This window comes from Chryseobacterium sp. MA9 (assembly GCF_024399315.1).
GTDB lineage: Bacteria > Bacteroidota > Bacteroidia > Flavobacteriales > Weeksellaceae > Chryseobacterium.
On sequence record NZ_CP075170.1, the window covers coordinates 1,209,781 to 1,226,591 of the forward strand.

Genomic DNA, 16,811 nt, shown 5'->3' on the forward strand with positions numbered 1-16,811 from the left:
AATTGGATATTATTTAAATTAAGCTGTAACTGGTCTTTTTGCAGGAGCATCATCTCTGTCGAAAACTCTGTTGATCACTGCATTTTGGTTTTTCTCAAACATTTTGTGGCTACCTGGAGCTGGTGCACCGCTTGGTACCGGAGCAACTACCTGAATTCCTGTATCTCTGAAGTTTCTCAGAATATAAGACCAAGCACCCATGTTTTCAGGTTCTTCCTGAGCCCAAACCAATTGTTTTTTGTTTTCGTATTTGTTAAAGATCGCTTCAATAGCATCTGTCTGAAGCGGATATAACTGCTCGAATCTTACTAGTGCAATATTTTCACAGTTCAGTTCTTCTTTCTTCGCTAATAATTCGAAGTACAGTTTACCTGAACAAAGAACTACTTTTTCTACTTTTTTAGGATCTGCAGTAGGATCGTCCAAGATTGGCTGGAAGGTACCGTTTGCAAAATCTTCAATTGGAGAAACCACTTTAGGATGTCTCAACAAAGATTTAGGGCTCATTACGATCAATGGTTTTCTGAAGCCCCATTTCAACTGTCTTCTCAATAAGTGGAAGTAGTTGGCAGGTGAAGTAATATTAGCTACTACCATATTTTCATTAGCACAAAGGGTAAGGAATCTCTCCAGTCTTGCTGAAGAGTGCTCAGCACCCTGTCCTTCTGAACCGTGAGGCAGTAACATTACCAATCCATTTTGGATTTTCCATTTTTCTTCTGCTGCAGCAAGATATTGGTCAACGATGATCTGGGCACCGTTCACGAAATCTCCGAACTGAGCTTCCCAGATTGTTAATGTATTTGGAGAAGCCATTGCATATCCGTAATCGAAACCTAAAACTCCATATTCAGAAAGGTGAGAGTTGAATACATCAAATCTGCTTTCTGATACGTGTCTTAACGGGATATATTCTTCTTCTGTGTCTTCTGTTTTTACTACCGCATGTCTGTGAGAGAAAGTACCTCTTTCCACATCTTCTCCGGAGATTCTTACGTTGTGACCTTCTACAAGAAGTGTAGCATATGCTAACCACTCTCCTAACGCCCAGTCTAGCGAGTTTCCTTCAATAGCTTTGATACGGTTTTCGAAAAGCCTTGTAATTTTATTGATGAACTTTTTATCAACAGGAAGTGTTGACATCTTAAGCGCCAATTCTTTCAGTTTCGCTGCATCATATTGGGTATCAACCGGCAACTGAACCGCTCCTCTCTTTCCAATTGGATAGTTTGTCCAGTCTTCAGCCATAAACAGATCCATTACGTTCTTCTCAATCTCTTTAGAAGCATCAAAATCTTTGTCTAGAAGAGCTTTGAATTCCGTTTCCATTTTAGCAATTACATCATTTGAAGTAACGCTGTCTTTAAGCAATTTATCTTTATAAATTTCTCTTGGATTCGGGTGTTTTGAAATGGTTTTATATAGGTTAGGCTGAGTGAATCTTGGCTCATCACCTTCGTTGTGACCATATTTTCTATATCCTAAAAGGTCGATATAAACGTCTTTTCCGAATTTTGCTCTGAAGTCAGCAGCAAAATGGATAGCATGAACAACAGCTTCAGCATCGTCAGCATTTACGTGCATTACAGGAGATTCTGTAACTTTTGCAATGTCTGTACAGTATGTTGAAGATCTTGCATCCATATAGTTGGTTGTAAATGAAACCTGGTTATTTACAACAATATGAACTGTACCACCTGTTCTGTATCCTTCCAAAGTCATCATCTGAGCCACTTCGTAAGCAATACCTTGTCCGGCAATAGCTCCGTCACCGTGGATGATGATTGGCAATACTTTAGAGTAATCTTTGTATTTGTCGTCTACTTTTGCACGGCAGATACCTTCTACAAGGGCAGCAACTGTTTCAAGGTGAGACGGGTTCGGAGTAAGGTTAATACAAACTTCTTCTCCGGAAGCTGTTTTGATTTTTTTAGATGATCCTAAGTGATATTTAACGTCACCTGAGAATACATCCTCTTCGAATTCTTTTCCTTCAAATTCTGAGAAGATCTGCTTGTAAGATTTTCCAAAGATGTTTGTAAGAACATTCAGTCTACCTCTGTGGGCCATCCCTAATACTACTTCATCTACTCCTAACTGAGAAGATCTTGAGATCAGCTGATCTAAAGCAGGGATTAATGTTTCACCTCCTTCTAATGAGAATCTTTTTTGTCCTACAAATTTTGTGTGCAGGTAGTTTTCAAAAGCAACTGCCTGGTTTAATTTTAATAAGATTTCTGTTTTTTCGTTTGCAGAAAGACTTGGATGGTTTTCGTTTACCTGAAGCCATCTCTTGATAAAATCTTTTTCTTCAACGTTGTTGATGTGCATGTATTCTACTCCGATAGAATCACAGTAGATGCTTTCAAGGTGCTTGATCAAATCTGCCAAAGTAGCAGGTTCTTTCATTCCTGTTTCAACAGCGCAGTTGAATTTTGTATTTAAATCTTCTTTAGAAAGACCGAAGTTCTCGATGTCTAAAGTAGGTGTATAGTGTCTTCTTTCTCTAACCGGGTTAGTTTTTGTAAAAAGGTGCCCTCTTGTTCTGTAAGCCTCAATAAGGTTTACTACTTTAAATTCTTTTTTGATGTGCTCAGGAACTTCTCCGTTTGATACTGCCTGAGAAATCTGTTGTTGAACTGCCGGAGCAGCGTTGGCTGAAGCCTGAATAAATTGGGTGTTATCGTCATCTCCGTAGTTCTCCAAAGCAAAATCGAAGCCTTGAAAGAAGGCTTTCCATGATGGTTCTAGGGAGTCCGGGAATTTTAAGTACTGTTGGTATAAATCCTCAATTAACTGAGAATGAGCTGCGTTTAGGAATGAAAATCTGTCCATTATTACAGTTTATCTATTTATTAAAATTTATTTGTAGAATTAATCTTCAAATTTAATAAAAAAAACCGAGTTAGAACAGTCTCAAACCGTTAAAAAAACTTAAGAAAAAAATAAATAAAAAAAAATCACTTATACACTGATAATGAGAGCTTCATGTTCACCTCCTGTCCTTCCATGGGACGTTCAATAAAGGTCTGACGGATATCTCCGAAGCGCATCTCGTCTTTTTTGGCTTTCTGAATCAGCTGCTGAATTGCCCGAATTCGCCCTTCATAGTTCCCTTTGTAGTAGATTACATAATTTTGAGACGGGTTTACGGATCTAAAATTGAAGTTATTGTCAGATACTCCAATTTTCTTAGAAAGCGGTATTCCCAGGAAATAAGAAACCTCTTTGTCTTTGTAATTGTCTGCATCAGTGATCAGGATGGGATATCCAAATTCATCATCTCTTTTCCCCATATCCATCGTTACGAAGTTATAAGCTTTGTTATAATTCATCACGATATTTCTGTAAAGGGCATCTTTCTTATTCGAAGTGCTTACATTGATCCCAAGCAACAGCTTATCTTCTTCATTTTCCACCATCAGACTGTCATATTTGATGGCTGCCATTTGGTTATCTTTTTCTACTTTATTTCCTAAAGAATTTTTAAGATTGGTCATGCTTTTATTTATATTTTCAGCAAAACGATCTTCAGTCCAGAAGTTCTCTACTCTTTTCCAGACAGGCAGTTTCGGTGTATGTACGTACCAAATGATTTTTGTTTTTTCTGCAGAAACAGGCTTAAATTTGACGTCAACCAGCGTTGGATTTTCATTTTCGTCCTCAAAAAGCTGATATTTCAGAGTTTTATTAAGATTCTCATACCTAATGAACATTTCTCCATCTGTATTATTTTTAGGATCTACATAGCTGATAGCACTTCCCTGTCCTTCGTAAGGCGTATAATAATCAATATCAATAGATTGTGAACTGGTAAAGAAGTTATTCCATCTCGTAAAATTCTGCAGATTATTAAACTGGGTAAAAACTTTATCTACCGGATAATCAATCTCTTTTTCAATAGTGAAATTTTTGCTTTCGTCTACAAAATAGTACATGGAAGCAGCATAAGCTCCTCCCAACAAAACAATAATAAATGTTAATATTTTAAAAATACGCATTGCACAAAAATAATACAAATAAAAAGAGTGAACAATATACTGATCACCCTGATTGTGTGTTTAACAATAATTAACCTAGTGGCTGGAAGATGGATGAGGGAAGCTGGAGGTTACTATTTGACAGAAATTGCTAATAGACTTCTGATTGAAAATACTCAACCTTGCCAAATAAGCCTAAATTCTATATGATAAAATCTGGTTATTTTCCGGCTTTAATAACTTCCATCTTCCCTTCTGCTATCCGACGTGTGTTCCCGGGGCAATTACAGCACCTTTCTTCACTACAACAATTCCATCCTGTACGGAATAGGTTCCATAATCGCCATCCGGAATATGTTTTCCTCCGATGATTTTCACATTGTCACCAATGTAACAGTTTTTATCAAGGATTGCTTTTTCTATATAACAGTATTTCCCGATGCCCATATTAGGACGGCCAGCTCTGTCATTCAGTACAATTTCTGTGGTATTCTGATAAAAATCGGCTCCCATTACATATGAATTTACAATGGTACTCCCTTTGTCTATTCTTGTTCTGTTTCCGATCACGGAGTTTTCAATTTTATCAGCCATAATGATACATCCGTCGCCAAACACTGCCTTACTTACATAAGAACCATTGATTTTTGACGGTGGAAGCATCCTTGCTCTGGTATAAATGGGCGAAGAAGAGAAAAGATTAAACTGAGGAAGATCCAGACAAAGATCCAGATTGGCTTCGTAGAAAGATTCTATAGTTCCGATATCTGTCCAGTAACCTTCATACTGATAGCTTAATGTCTTGTATTTTCCAATAGAACTTGGAATAATATCTTTTCCGAAATCATCACCAGCACCTTCGTCAAACATCTTTTTAAGGATGGTCTTGGTGAAGATGTAGATCCCCATGGAAGCCAGGAATTCTTTTCCTGTATGCTTATTTTCTGCTGAAACCTCAGATTTCAGGCCATCCAGCATCTCATAATCCGGCTTTTCATAGAAAGATGTGATATTTCCTTCATCATCCGATTTTAAGATCCCAAAACCTGTGGCATCTTTTGCATTCACCGGAATGGTAGCAATAGTAAGATCACCTCCATTTTCGATGTGAAAATCTAGCATTTCTCTGAAATCCATCTGATACAGCTGATCTCCTGAAAGAATCAGGATATAGTCATAATCATATTTTTCAAGATGTTTCATCGATTGTCTTACGGCATCTGCAGTTCCCTGATACCAGCTTTCGTTTTCCACATTCTGCTCAGCTGCCAGAATATCGACGAAGCCTTTACTGAAGATATCAAAGTGATAAGAATTCTTAATGTGTGAATTGAGGGAAGCAGAATTAAACTGCGTTAAGACCAGAATCTTATTTAATCCTGAATTCAGGCAGTTTGAAATAGGAATATCTACCAATCTGTATTTTCCCGCGATAGGTACAGCCGGTTTCGATCTGGAATACGTTAACGGGAATAATCTTGTTCCCCTGCCTCCTCCTAAAACTATGGAGATTACATTTCGATTCATAAATATCTTGCGTTTTTATTTTATTAAGTTTACTGTTCTGTTCTTAGTGTTTACTGCTACTTTAAAGCATTCTTTATTTTCATATTGGAGTTCGTTATTATAAACTACCACCTGAAAATCTTCTTTATCATTTAATTCTAAAACCTCTTTATCCAGATTATAGATTTCAATATTATATTTTTTAAGCTCATTTCTGAAGAACTGATTGGTAATAAGAACATCCATAACATCAGTTCTCTTCACTACAAAATCATCAACATCCTTACGATATGCTTCTCTCCATCTTTTTCCATATTTTCTTTCTATTGCGGCATATGTTCTTTTATTAATAGCGTCTATTTTCTTCATCTCATCAGGTTCTACCAGACAGCCACCAACAGAATAATGTTTGATTTTCCATTTTTCAGAAATACCATCCATAGCTTCATATCGTTCCATTGCGGGAAGACCATACCCATAGATCCAATAATAGCCTCCATGATAACTTCCCCTATCTTCTTTACAAGAAAACAGTATCATTATTAAAGGAAGAAATCCGAAAATCTTCATTGTATCAGCTATTATATAAAGCTATGTATTTTTCTGCAGATTTCTCCCATGCAAAGTCAAAATTCATGTTGGCATGGATAAGATCTTCCATTACTCCTTTTTGATTATAAATTGCCATTGCCCTGTTCATCGCGTGTACAACATCATCTACACCCGGATAAGTAAAGTTCAGTCCTGCTCCTCCGGTTGAGATATCTTCTACGGTATCTCTGAGGCCTCCTGTATACCTTACCACTGGAACGGTTCCGTATCTCATGGAATACATCTGATTCAATCCGCAAGGTTCTACCCTTGAAGGCATCAGAAGAAAATCTGCCGAGGCATAAATCTTATGGGAAAGATGTTCTTTATATCCCAGATCCAGAGCAAAATTGGTATAGGTATAATCATATTCCTTTAGCTTATTCTCAATATAGGTATTACCAGAACCCAAAATCATAATATTTAAAGCTCCGTAGCTCTGTTTAATACTTTTCCATACTACATCCGGTAAAAGATCGGCTCCTTTTTCTGTGGCAAACCTTCCAATAAAGGCAAATAAAGGTAGTTCCGGCTTCAATCCATATTCTTTGCACAGTTGTTCTTTATTTTTCTTCTTTTGAGCTACTGCGTTTTTACTGTTAAAATTAAAATCCAGCATAGGATCGGTTTCAGGGTTCCAGACTTCAGTGTCAATACCATTGATGATTCCATATGCTTTTCCAAATTCCTGGCGAACGAGGCTTTCCAATCCGCGAAAGCTTATAAAAAGCTCTTCCAGATATCCTTCTGAAACGGTGGTAAAGGCATCAGCACATTTGATCATACTGGCCAGAGGGTTTATTAATCCATTCCAATCCATGAGTCCCCATTTATAAGAATCAAAAGACGGCATATAGTTGGCCATACCCCAGCTCATCATTCCCTGATATTCTCCGTTATGGATGGTTCCTATTGTTTTCACTCCTTTTAAGAATCCGAATTCTGAACAGTTTTCCACCATAAAAGGAACCAAACCGGTATGATAATCATGGCAATGTAAAACATCAGGACGGATTTCCATGGCACACAGCCAGTGTAACACTCCATGCTGGAAAGCCATAAACTGGAAACTTTCATCCTGATATCCGTAAGGGTTATCTCTATCTAATAATCCGGGAATTCTTACCATATACAGTTCAAATCCCAAAACGTCTGTCTTTTCTTTCAACACCTGAACCTGTAGCATATTGGTTCCCTGATGAATAAATCCATCAAAAACCAGGTCAAATTCATGGTCATATATAAAGGGCTTGTTGTACCATGGCATTACTACCTTGGCTTCTATTCCTTTAATTTTATTCTGATATTTTGGCAGTGCTCCCACTACATCCGCAAGACCACCTACTTTTGCTACAGGATAACATTCTGTACTTAAATGATAAACAACCATTCCTTATCTCTTGTGTTTAATTCTGTGTAATTTATACTTTTTATCTTTCTTCTGTCTTAAAATAATTCCTGCCAATGGCGGTAATTTCACAGTCATTGATTTTGGATATCCTCTCCATTCTTCATCCTTTTCTTCCAGAATTTCAGGTTCTACTCCGCTTCCGCTGTATTTTTCATCATCAGAATTTAAAACAACCTCCCAATGAGTTCCTGCAGGAATCCCGATTTTATAATCCAGTACTTTGGGAGCCAGATTTAGAGCTACCATAGCAACATCATCTTTTCGTTTTCCTTTTCTCAGGTATACATACACTGAGTTTTCCAGATCATCTGCTTCTACCCACTCAAAACCATGTTTATCAAACTGATTTTCATAAAAGGCAGATTCTGATGTATACAGGTGATTCAGTTCTTTAACGATTTCCTGCATTCCTTTATGAACAGGATATTTCAGCAAATGCCAGTCGAGACTTCGGGTAAAGTTCCATTCACTCGTCTGCCCGAATTCATCCCCCATGAAAAGCAGTTTGGCTCCGGGATGGGTATACATGTATACATATAAGGTGCGCAGATTGGCAAATTTCTGCCATTCATCACCTTTCATTTTATAGATCAGACTTGCTTTTCCGTGTACGACTTCATCATGTGACAAAGGCATCATATAATTTTCATTATACATATACATAGAAGCAAACGTCAGCTTATGATGATGGAATTTACGATTATCAAAATCTTCTTTGAAATAATCCAAAGTGTCATGCATCCAGCCCATCATCCATTTCATTCCAAATCCTACTCCACCGTCATGCACGGGTTTTGTAAGCATAGGGAAATCTGAGCTTTCCTCCGCTATGGTCATGATATTATTTCCAAATTCCTTATAAACTGCAGTATTAAATTCCTGCAGAAAGGTTTTCGCTTCCAGATTTACATTGGTTCCGTAGATATTCGGTTCCCATTCGCCCTCATTCCTTGAATAATCCAGATGAAGCATTGAAGTTACGGCATCCACACGCAATCCATCAGCATGATAGCGGTCCAGCCAGAACATAGCATTTGAAATCAGAAAAGATTTGACTTCATTTCTTCCGTAATTGAAAATATGGGATTTCCAATCGGGATGAAAACCTTTTCTAGGATCTTCATGTTCATAGAGATATGATCCATCAAAACGGTGAAGACCATTAGCATCTCCCGGAAAATGAGACGGAACCCAATCCAGGATAACACCTATATTATTTTTATGAAGTTCATCAATGAGAAACATCAGATCCTGCGGTGAACCGAAGCGTGAAGTAGCTGCGTAAAAACCTGTAATCTGGTATCCCCAGCTTGGATCATATGGATACTCCATCACAGGCATAAACTCTACGTGGGTAAAACCCATTTCATTGACATAGGGAACCAGCTTTTCCGCAATATCCCGATAATTTAAAAACTGACCCGGATTATCACCTTCCCTCACCCAGGAACCAAGGTGCAGCTCATACACTGATATAGGAGCTTCAAGTCTGTTTCTTTCCCAGCGTTTATCCATCCACTCCTGATCATTCCATTCATACCAGGTGGTAGAAACCAAGGAAGCCGCCTGAATATTCTGTTCCCAGCTTACGGCATAAGGATCGCTTTTTTCCAGGATCTCGCCTCTTGCTGTTTCAATGGCATACTTGTATAATGTTCCCCAGGTTAATCCTTCAATAAATCCTTCCCAAATTCCTGATCCATCCCATCTTGGAAACAAAATATGATCTTTATGATTCCAGTTATTAAAATTTCCGATCACGGAAACTTTCTTTGCATTAGGTGCCCACACTGAAAAGTACACGCCCTTCACGCCATCTTTTTCTGCAGAATGTGCTCCAAATTTACCATACAGCTTATAATGTCTACCTTCTTTGAAAAGATACACATCATGATCGGTGAAAAGCGTGTAGGTTTTAACAGAATTCATCAAGATCGGTTTGTATTTATAATTTCCCTGAAACTACGAAAAATACTGACAATAGCGATTAATTATTCATCAAATAATTATCAATATCATTTCGTGTTTTGTCTTTCTATCAAATATATCATTTTTTAACTCACATTTTTATGATTTCAAAACAATCTTTTTTTATAAATTTAACATCAACATTATTAAACACACACGATGAGGTTTGAACTTTATACCGAAGAAAAAGATGACAGACCGGTATTTATTACCGGAAATTTCAACAGCTGGAATCCCAAAGACTACAATTTCCAGCTTACACAAACTGACTCCTCCAATTACTTTATAGAAATTGAAGATCAGCTTCTGCCAGAAGAAATTGATTATAAATTCACAAAAGGAGGCTGGGAGAATGTGGAACTGGACCAATATGGAAATATTACTCCCAACCGCAAAGTAAAAAGATCTGTCGGCAAAACTTCTGATACAATAGAAAAGTGGAGATTAAACTGGGGACCGTTCAAAGAAGAATATTATCCCATTGCTGAAGTAATTTCCGAAAATTTTTATATCCCGCAGCTTGACCGCCACCGTAAAGTTTGGGCACTGCTTCCCTATGATTATCATACAACAGATAAGCGATATCCTGTTTTATATCTTCAGGATGCCCAGAACTTATTCAATGAAGGAAGTGGCTTCGGAAACTGGGAAATTGATAAAAAGCTGTCTATTCTTGCAGAGTATGGCCGTGGTGACCTTATCATCATTGCCATAGAACACGGCAGTGAGGAAAGAATTAAAGAATATATTTTCGATAATGATCATGTAGCCAACGGTTCTGAGGGAAAAAAATATATCCGTTTTATTGCAGATACTTTAAAACCTTTTGTAGATGAAAATTACAGAACAAAAAAAGACCGCGACAATACCGGGATTGGAGGCAGTTCATTGGGCGCACTGATCAGCATATACAGTGGGTTTCTTTATCCTGAAGTCTATTCCAAATTACTGATCTTCTCACCTTCGCTTTGGGTAGAACCTAACAATAACTTCCCAATGATGAATTTCAGGGTTCCTTTTAAAACAAAAATTTATCTTTATGGAGGTGGTCAGGAAGGGTCTAAAATGGTCAAAAGAATTCATATTTTTGAAGAATATCTGAAAAGATGGGAAGAGAAAAAGCTTTTTGATTTTGAATTTAAAACCAATATCAATCCTGAGGGCACCCATAATGAATTTTACTGGTCACAGGAGTTTCCAAGAGCCATTGAATGGCTGTTCTATGACAATACAGAAAACCCTGTTGAAGTAAAGCCACAACAACAAAGCATTAAAAACTAAGCTTGTAAAATCACTGAAGAAGATTTTCAGACAGACAAGAACAAATGAAGAAGGCGATTGTGTATGATCTTAGAAAAATATAACATCTATTTATGAAACTAATTAATAAAAAAAACAAAAATTACACTCAGGTCTTCCACCTATTTACAGAGGAAGAATGGACAAAATCCAGTAAAAATTTCAATAAAAACATTTCAACTTTTTTTACAGGAAAGAAGTATGAAGTTTTCATCAATGCTCATGAAGAAGGAATTACCTATTTCATTGGATTAGGAAAATCTACGTTACAAAATTTCGAAATCCAGCAGGTTGCGGCCAAATTCTCACAAACACAGAAAGAAAAACTTCATGCAGTGCCTACATTAGCTCTGGCAGACTTCATGAATGAAAAACAATTTGAGGAATTTGTAAAGGGACTTTTAGCCGGAACTTATAATTACCCTTTTGAGAAGAAACATACTTTCTGGAATACAAAATTTGAATTGCATTTTGAAAATGTAAGCCAGAAAAAATTAGACCATATCAGCCAGAAAACAGAAGCTCTGATTAACGGACAGACCACTTGCCAGGACTGGCTTAACAAACCTGCCAATCTTAAAAAACCGGATATCTTAAGCGCATACCTTAAAAATTTGGCAAAAAAATATGAATTAAAATATACAGTATTCAACAGGAAGAAATGTGAAGAGCTAGGATTAGGCGCTTATCTTTCAGTCAATCAAGGAAGCGCTTATGATGCAGCGTTCACTATTTTAGAATATAAAACTACGGTTAAAAATGCCAAGACTTTCGGACTGGTTGGAAAATGTGTATTGTTTGATACTGGAGGAATATCAATAAAAAGCTCTGCCAATCTGCATTATATGAAATCTGATATGGGAGGCGCTACAGCTGTTTTGGGAACTTTAATTTATGCTGCAGAAATGCAACTTCCTGTGAACATTATTGCTGTTCTTCCTATTACAGATAATGCTGTTTCAGAAAAAGCCCTGCTTCCAAGTGATGTGATTACAGCCTACAACGGAAAAACCATTGAAGTACTTGATACTGATGCCGAAGGCCGTTTAATCCTTGCAGACGGATTATCTTATCTTTCTAAAAACTACAAAACAGATTTTCTTATTGATCTGGCTACTTTAACAGGAAGCTCTGTACGCATGTTTGGAGACACTTGTGCCGCGATGTTCTCCAATAATGAGGAGCTGAAAAATAATCTGATAAAAACCGGAGATCAAACCAATCAAAGAGTATGGAATCTCCCTTTATGGGACGTCTGGAAAGACGATATTCAGTCTGATGTAGCCGATATGAAAAACATCTCTATGAAGCCTGTTGGGGACTGCATTATTGCAGCAAAATTCTTAGAGCAATTCATTGAAAACCACCCTAAATGGGCTCATTTGGATATTGCCGGAGTAGCCTTCGGAAGTGTAGGCTATGCCAAAGAAAAAGCAGCAACAGGTTTCGGGGTTCAACTACTCGTGAACTTAATTGAAAATTATCACTAAAAATTAGTTTTTTACAAAAAAACTCTGTATAATTGATTAGTGAATTTTCAAAAACGCACGATATTACATTTTTTAGTATTAATAAAATAATAAACAAATGCTTTTATTTTTGAAAATTCACTAAACATTAAAAAACATTATATGGAGAAGAAAACTATTGTGTGTATTTCGTGCTATTACAAAGGCTACGATTTTATGGACGAAATGAAGAATCTCGGCAATAAAATCATTTTAGTAACCTCAGAAAATCTTAAAGAAAAAAACTGGCCCTGGCACGCAATTGATGAGGTATTTTATATGCCAGAACTCAAACCGTCCGTATGGAATCTGGAACATCTGATTCAGGGATTTTCCCACCTGATGAAAACCAGAAAAGTAGATGCTGTAGTGGCATTGGATGATTATGACGTAGAAAAAGCTGCATTAATCAGGGAAACATTCCGCATTCCGGGAATGGGACAGACTACACACAGATATTTCAGAGATAAACTGGCTATGCGCCAAAAAGCAAAAGATTCAGAGATCAGTGTTCCTGAATTTACAGCTGTATTCAATGATAATGAAGTCAATGAATTTACAGACCGCGTTCCTGCACCATGGGTACTGAAACCCCGTTCTGAAGCTTCAGCATCAGGAATCAAGAAAATAACTTCCAAGGAACAACTTTATGAGGCGCTAGAGACACTGGGAGAAGAACGCCATCTTTTTTTACTGGAAAGTTTTAAACCCGGAGACGTTTACCATGTAGACAGCCTTACTTTTAATAAAAAAATTGTATTCACTTCTGCTTCAAAATACCTTGCTCCTCCTATGCAGGTTTCCCATGAAGGCGGAGTATTCCGATCCAAGACTTTAGGAAGATATTCCGAGGAGTTTAAGGCATTGGAAGAAATTAATGCCAAAGTTCTTTCCAATTTTGGATTGATTAATGGCGCAACCCATACAGAATTTATCCGAGGAAGAGAAGATGGGAAATGGTACTTCCTTGAAACCTCATCAAGAGTTGGTGGTGCTCATATTCCTGATCTTGTAGAAGCCTCAAGCGGTATTAATATCTGGAGAGAATGGGCTAAAATTGAAGATGCCCTTCTGAGAGGAAATGATTACAGTGTTTCACCACCTACAGGATATTATTCGGGGCTGATTGTTGCTTTGATTAAAGATAAAGAACCGGATTACAGTAATTTTGAATGTGAAGAAGTTGTAAAATTCCTTCCGATAGATTACCATGTAGGAATTGTTTACAAATCCGGAGATGCCTCCGTTGTACAGGACAGGCTGGATTCTGCTGCAGATATGATTCATGCAGATATGCTGAACATTCTGCCTCCCAAAAGCAATAAGTTGAGTTCCTAAAAAATGAAGAGTGACATTGATATTCAAAATGTTATTGAATTCATAATATACAATTTGCCAGAAGATTCCGTACTAAAATGTAATTTAGAGAATATAGATCCGGGAAAATGGCAAAGCAAAGCATATTATCGATTCGTTGACTCAACTCATGCCAACAAAACTGGATCAAAATGGATCTTTAAAGAAAATATAATCCTCGAACATCCGAAATTAGGAACAATCGTACTGGATATTTTGGAAAAAGATCAGCTTGGAGGAATTGAATTTATCAAATTAATATAAGTACAGTATTAAAATTAAACAAGGAAAAATGCCTCACATAGAACATACAGAGTATTATTCAAATATATTGGGAACAAGTCTTCAGGTAGAAGTGACCGGGCATTACGGCCACCCTATTATTATGTTTCCTACTTCCCAGGGACAATACACCCAAAATCATGATTTTCATCTTAACGGAAGTATCAACTGGTTTATAGAACAGGGAAAAGTAAAACTTTACAATGTTCAGACCATCGACAGCTGGAGTTTTTATGATGACAAAATTTCTCCTCAGCAAAGAATAAGAAACTATGAACGATATGTACAGTTTCTTATCAAGGAATTTGTTCCCTATATTCAGAAACTTCATAAAACCCATCGCGTAGCAGTAGCCGGAGCAAGTTTTGGAGGATATCACGCTGCCAATTTTGCTTTCAGGTTTCCTGATGTGGTTTCCCATCTGTTTTGTCTTTCCGGAGCGTTCAGCATAAGAAATTTCATGGATGGCTATTCTGATGAAATAGTATATTTCAACTGCCCCAGGGAATTTGTAAGAAATGATGATGCCTGGAAATATAAACACATGCATATTGTACTCAGCACTTCTGATCAGGATATCTGCAAAGATAAAAACGTTGAAATGGCTGAAATTTTAAGACTGAAAGGGATAGACTTCTGGTATGACGAAAGAAAATGGATAGGCCACGACTGGCCGCTGTGGAGAATGGTCTTTCCAACCTTCATAGGAACATTTTTCTCTTAAAACAATAAAAAGGCAAATAGAAAAAAATATACACCCATCTTAAAAACAAAAATTATGACAAAAAAAGTAGGAATTCTTTTCGGTATGGAAGACACGTTTCCCTGGGCATTTATAGACAAAGTGAATGAACTGGGAGGTGGAGAAATCGTAGCTGAACCCGTTACCATTGACAAATTAGAACAGGGTGCAGATTATGGTTATGCGGTAATCATCGACAGAATTTCACAGGACGTTCCCTTTTACAGAGCTTATCTGAAAAATGCAGCACTTAATGGCACTTATGTAATCAACAATCCGTTTTGGTGGAGTGCTGATGAGAAATTTTTCAACAATGCCCTGATGTCTAAACTTGGAATTCCGCTTCCTAAGACCGTTCTGCTTCCGTCACACGAAAGACCTGACAATACTTCTGAAACTTCATTCAGAAACCTGAAATTTCCGCACGACTGGGAATATATCTTTAATTATGTAGGATTTCCGGCATACATGAAACCTCACGACGGTGGTGGCTGGAAAAATGTGTACAGAGTGGAAAACCCGGATGATCTTTGGAACAAATTGGGAGAAACAGAACAGCTTGTAATGATGGTACAGGAAGAAATTATCTTTGATGATTATTACAGAGTTTACTGCCTGGGCAGAAAATATGTCCACATCATGCCTTACGAGCCCAGAAATGCTCCTCACCTGAGATATGCCACGACTCATCAGACACAAGGCGAAGAACTTGAAAAACTACTAAAAACCATTCATGATTATACCATTACTATGAATGAAGCGTTGGGATATGATTTCAATACAGTAGAATTTGCGGTAAGAGACGGCATCCCTTATGCCATTGACTTCTGCAACCCGGCTCCAGATGCAGACCGAAATTCTGTAGGAGAAGAAAATTTTGCATGGATTATAGAGCACGCTGCAAAACTGGCTATAGAAAAAGCTAAAGAATATGTTCCTGGGAAACCTAATATTACTTGGGGAACCTTTGTGAAAGATTCCATAAAATAACATTGAAAGAAATAAAAAACACAAGAAAAATGCATCAGTTTACTATTGGAATTGAAGAAGAATATCAGATCATTGATGTGGAAAGCAGAGATCTGGTTTCTCACGTTTCAAAAATCATTGAGGGTGGCAAAGCGGTTTTAAGTGAAAATTTAAAACACGAAATGCACGAATCCATGATTGAAATGGAAACAGGGATCTGCCAGAATATTCAGGAAGCCAGAGCAGAATTGACTAATTTAAGACGTCATCTTATCAACATTGCTCATGAGCAAGGATTGCGGGTTTCCGGAGGAGGTACCCACCCTTTTTCACATTGGTCAGATAACAATATCACCCAGGGAGAAAGATACATCAAAATCGTGGACGATATGGGAGATGTAGCCCGTGAAAATCTTATTTTCGGACTGCACGTCCACATTGGGATTCCTAATCGTGAAGAAGGCGTGAGAATTCAGAATGTAATGCGTTACTTTCTTCCTCACGTATATGCTCTTTCTACCAATTCACCATTCTGGATCGGAAGATACACAGGATTTAAATCTTACAGACAGGAAATCTTCGTGAAATTCCCGAGAACCGGTATTCCGAGTTATTTTAACTCTCTGGCAGAATTCGACAGCTATGTAGATCTTCTTGTAAAAACAGGAACCATCGACAATGCCAAGAAAATCTGGTGGGATTTACGGGTACATCCGTTCTACCCTACAATTGAATTCAGAATTTGTGATATGCCGCTGAGAATTGATGAAACGGTATGCCTTGCTGCTATCATGCAGAGTCTCGTTGCCAAAATCTATAAACTTCACCAGCAAAACCTGAGCTTCAGAAGCTACAGAAGACTGCTGCTGAATGAAAATAAATGGCGTGCCTCTAAAAGCGGTATTGAAGCCCATCTGATTGATTTTGGAAAAGAAGAATCTGTTCCATATCCTCATTTATTGAAAGAACTTTTAGAATTCATTGATGATGTGGTAGACGATTTGGGATGCCGCCACGAAGTGGAATATGCCTGGAAGATTCTTGAAAACGGAACCGGCGCAGACAGGCAGCTTCAGATCTTTAAGGAAACAGGTGATCTCACGAAAGTCGTTGATTATATGATCTCTGAAACGGAGTATGGCATAACACATGGTGAACCTGCTTCATAATATTTTTGGTAACTTTACAAAAAATATGAT

At 37.5% G+C, this 16,811-nt stretch carries 13 protein-coding genes; 7 read left to right on the forward strand and 6 right to left on the reverse strand.

All coding sequences use genetic code 11. From position 1 onward, the window contains the following. Positions 1-18: 18 nt before the first annotated feature. The 6 genes from KIK00_RS05505 to glgB form a co-directional block, all read right to left on the reverse strand. Positions 19-2,835 carry a 2-oxoglutarate dehydrogenase E1 component gene (locus tag KIK00_RS05505; protein ID WP_255815557.1) on the reverse strand — a complete coding sequence of 939 codons (2,817 nt, stop codon included), beginning with the start codon at positions 2,833-2,835 and terminating at the stop codon, positions 19-21. 125 nt (positions 2,836-2,960) lie between these two features. Further along, the gene (locus KIK00_RS05510; RefSeq protein WP_255815558.1) at positions 2,961-4,001 is read right to left on the reverse strand and encodes an SRPBCC domain-containing protein; all 1,041 of its coding nucleotides are present in this window, start codon (positions 3,999-4,001) and stop codon (positions 2,961-2,963) included. 237 nt (positions 4,002-4,238) lie between these two features. Next, entirely contained in the window at positions 4,239-5,507 is a 1,269-nt protein-coding gene (locus tag KIK00_RS05515; RefSeq protein WP_255815559.1) for a glucose-1-phosphate adenylyltransferase, read from the reverse strand. A 15-nt stretch (positions 5,508-5,522) separates the two neighbouring features. Further along, the gene (locus tag KIK00_RS05520; RefSeq protein ID WP_255815560.1) at positions 5,523-6,026 is read right to left on the reverse strand and encodes a hypothetical protein; all 504 of its coding nucleotides are present in this window, start codon (positions 6,024-6,026) and stop codon (positions 5,523-5,525) included. 34 nt (positions 6,027-6,060) lie between these two features. After that, positions 6,061-7,467: a glycogen synthase gene (locus KIK00_RS05525; RefSeq protein ID WP_255815561.1), complete on the reverse strand. Its 1,407-nt coding sequence runs from the start codon at positions 7,465-7,467 to the stop codon at positions 6,061-6,063. A gap of 3 nt (positions 7,468-7,470) precedes the next feature. Further along, positions 7,471-9,417, reverse strand: a complete 1,947-nt coding sequence (glgB, locus tag KIK00_RS05530) for a 1,4-alpha-glucan branching protein GlgB (RefSeq protein ID WP_255815562.1) — start codon at positions 9,415-9,417, stop codon at positions 7,471-7,473. Positions 9,418-9,615: 198 nt separating this feature from the next. Here glgB and KIK00_RS05535 point away from each other — a divergent pair, with 198 nt between their 5' ends. The 7 genes from KIK00_RS05535 to KIK00_RS05565 all read left to right on the forward strand — a co-directional run bounded on the left by KIK00_RS05535 (position 9,616) and on the right by KIK00_RS05565 (position 16,781). After that, a complete protein-coding gene (locus KIK00_RS05535; RefSeq protein ID WP_255815563.1) occupies positions 9,616-10,737 on the forward strand; it encodes an alpha/beta hydrolase in 1,122 nt (373 codons plus the stop codon). A gap of 92 nt (positions 10,738-10,829) precedes the next feature. After that, a complete protein-coding gene (locus KIK00_RS05540; protein ID WP_255815564.1) occupies positions 10,830-12,245 on the forward strand; it encodes a leucyl aminopeptidase family protein in 1,416 nt (471 codons plus the stop codon). A gap of 141 nt (positions 12,246-12,386) precedes the next feature. Further along, on the forward strand, positions 12,387-13,601 hold the full coding sequence (locus tag KIK00_RS05545; protein WP_255815565.1) for an acetyl-CoA carboxylase biotin carboxylase subunit family protein: 1,215 nt from the start codon (positions 12,387-12,389) through the stop codon (positions 13,599-13,601). A gap of 3 nt (positions 13,602-13,604) precedes the next feature. Continuing rightward, positions 13,605-13,883 carry a hypothetical protein gene (locus KIK00_RS05550; protein ID WP_255815566.1) on the forward strand — a complete coding sequence of 93 codons (279 nt, stop codon included), beginning with the start codon at positions 13,605-13,607 and terminating at the stop codon, positions 13,881-13,883. A gap of 28 nt (positions 13,884-13,911) precedes the next feature. Continuing rightward, positions 13,912-14,625 carry an alpha/beta hydrolase-fold protein gene (locus KIK00_RS05555; protein WP_255815567.1) on the forward strand — a complete coding sequence of 238 codons (714 nt, stop codon included), beginning with the start codon at positions 13,912-13,914 and terminating at the stop codon, positions 14,623-14,625. 54 nt (positions 14,626-14,679) lie between these two features. Beyond that, a complete protein-coding gene (locus tag KIK00_RS05560; RefSeq protein WP_255815568.1) occupies positions 14,680-15,633 on the forward strand; it encodes a RimK family alpha-L-glutamate ligase in 954 nt (317 codons plus the stop codon). Between the two features lie 29 nt (positions 15,634-15,662). Continuing rightward, the gene (locus tag KIK00_RS05565; RefSeq protein WP_047374342.1) at positions 15,663-16,781 is read left to right on the forward strand and encodes a carboxylate-amine ligase; all 1,119 of its coding nucleotides are present in this window, start codon (positions 15,663-15,665) and stop codon (positions 16,779-16,781) included. The last annotated feature ends 30 nt before the right edge of the window (positions 16,782-16,811 follow it).

Bases quoted from the DNA above. Each gene is read 5' to 3' on its own strand.
- KIK00_RS05505 (WP_255815557.1), bottom strand. From the start codon at position 2,835: ATGGACAGATTTTCATTCCTAAACGCAGCTCATTCTCAGTTAATTGAG.
- KIK00_RS05510 (WP_255815558.1), bottom strand. From the start codon at position 4,001: ATGCGTATTTTTAAAATATTAACATTTATTATTGTTTTGTTGGGAGGA.
- KIK00_RS05515 (WP_255815559.1), bottom strand. From the start codon at position 5,507: ATGAATCGAAATGTAATCTCCATAGTTTTAGGAGGAGGCAGGGGAACA.
- KIK00_RS05520 (WP_255815560.1), bottom strand. From the start codon at position 6,026: ATGATACTGTTTTCTTGTAAAGAAGATAGGGGAAGTTATCATGGAGGC.
- KIK00_RS05525 (WP_255815561.1), bottom strand. From the start codon at position 7,467: ATGGTTGTTTATCATTTAAGTACAGAATGTTATCCTGTAGCAAAAGTA.
- glgB (WP_255815562.1), bottom strand. From the start codon at position 9,417: ATGAATTCTGTTAAAACCTACACGCTTTTCACCGATCATGATGTGTAT.
- KIK00_RS05535 (WP_255815563.1), top strand. From the start codon at position 9,616: ATGAGGTTTGAACTTTATACCGAAGAAAAAGATGACAGACCGGTATTT.
- KIK00_RS05540 (WP_255815564.1), top strand. From the start codon at position 10,830: ATGAAACTAATTAATAAAAAAAACAAAAATTACACTCAGGTCTTCCAC.
- KIK00_RS05545 (WP_255815565.1), top strand. From the start codon at position 12,387: ATGGAGAAGAAAACTATTGTGTGTATTTCGTGCTATTACAAAGGCTAC.
- KIK00_RS05550 (WP_255815566.1), top strand. From the start codon at position 13,605: ATGAAGAGTGACATTGATATTCAAAATGTTATTGAATTCATAATATAC.
- KIK00_RS05555 (WP_255815567.1), top strand. From the start codon at position 13,912: ATGCCTCACATAGAACATACAGAGTATTATTCAAATATATTGGGAACA.
- KIK00_RS05560 (WP_255815568.1), top strand. From the start codon at position 14,680: ATGACAAAAAAAGTAGGAATTCTTTTCGGTATGGAAGACACGTTTCCC.
- KIK00_RS05565 (WP_047374342.1), top strand. From the start codon at position 15,663: ATGCATCAGTTTACTATTGGAATTGAAGAAGAATATCAGATCATTGAT.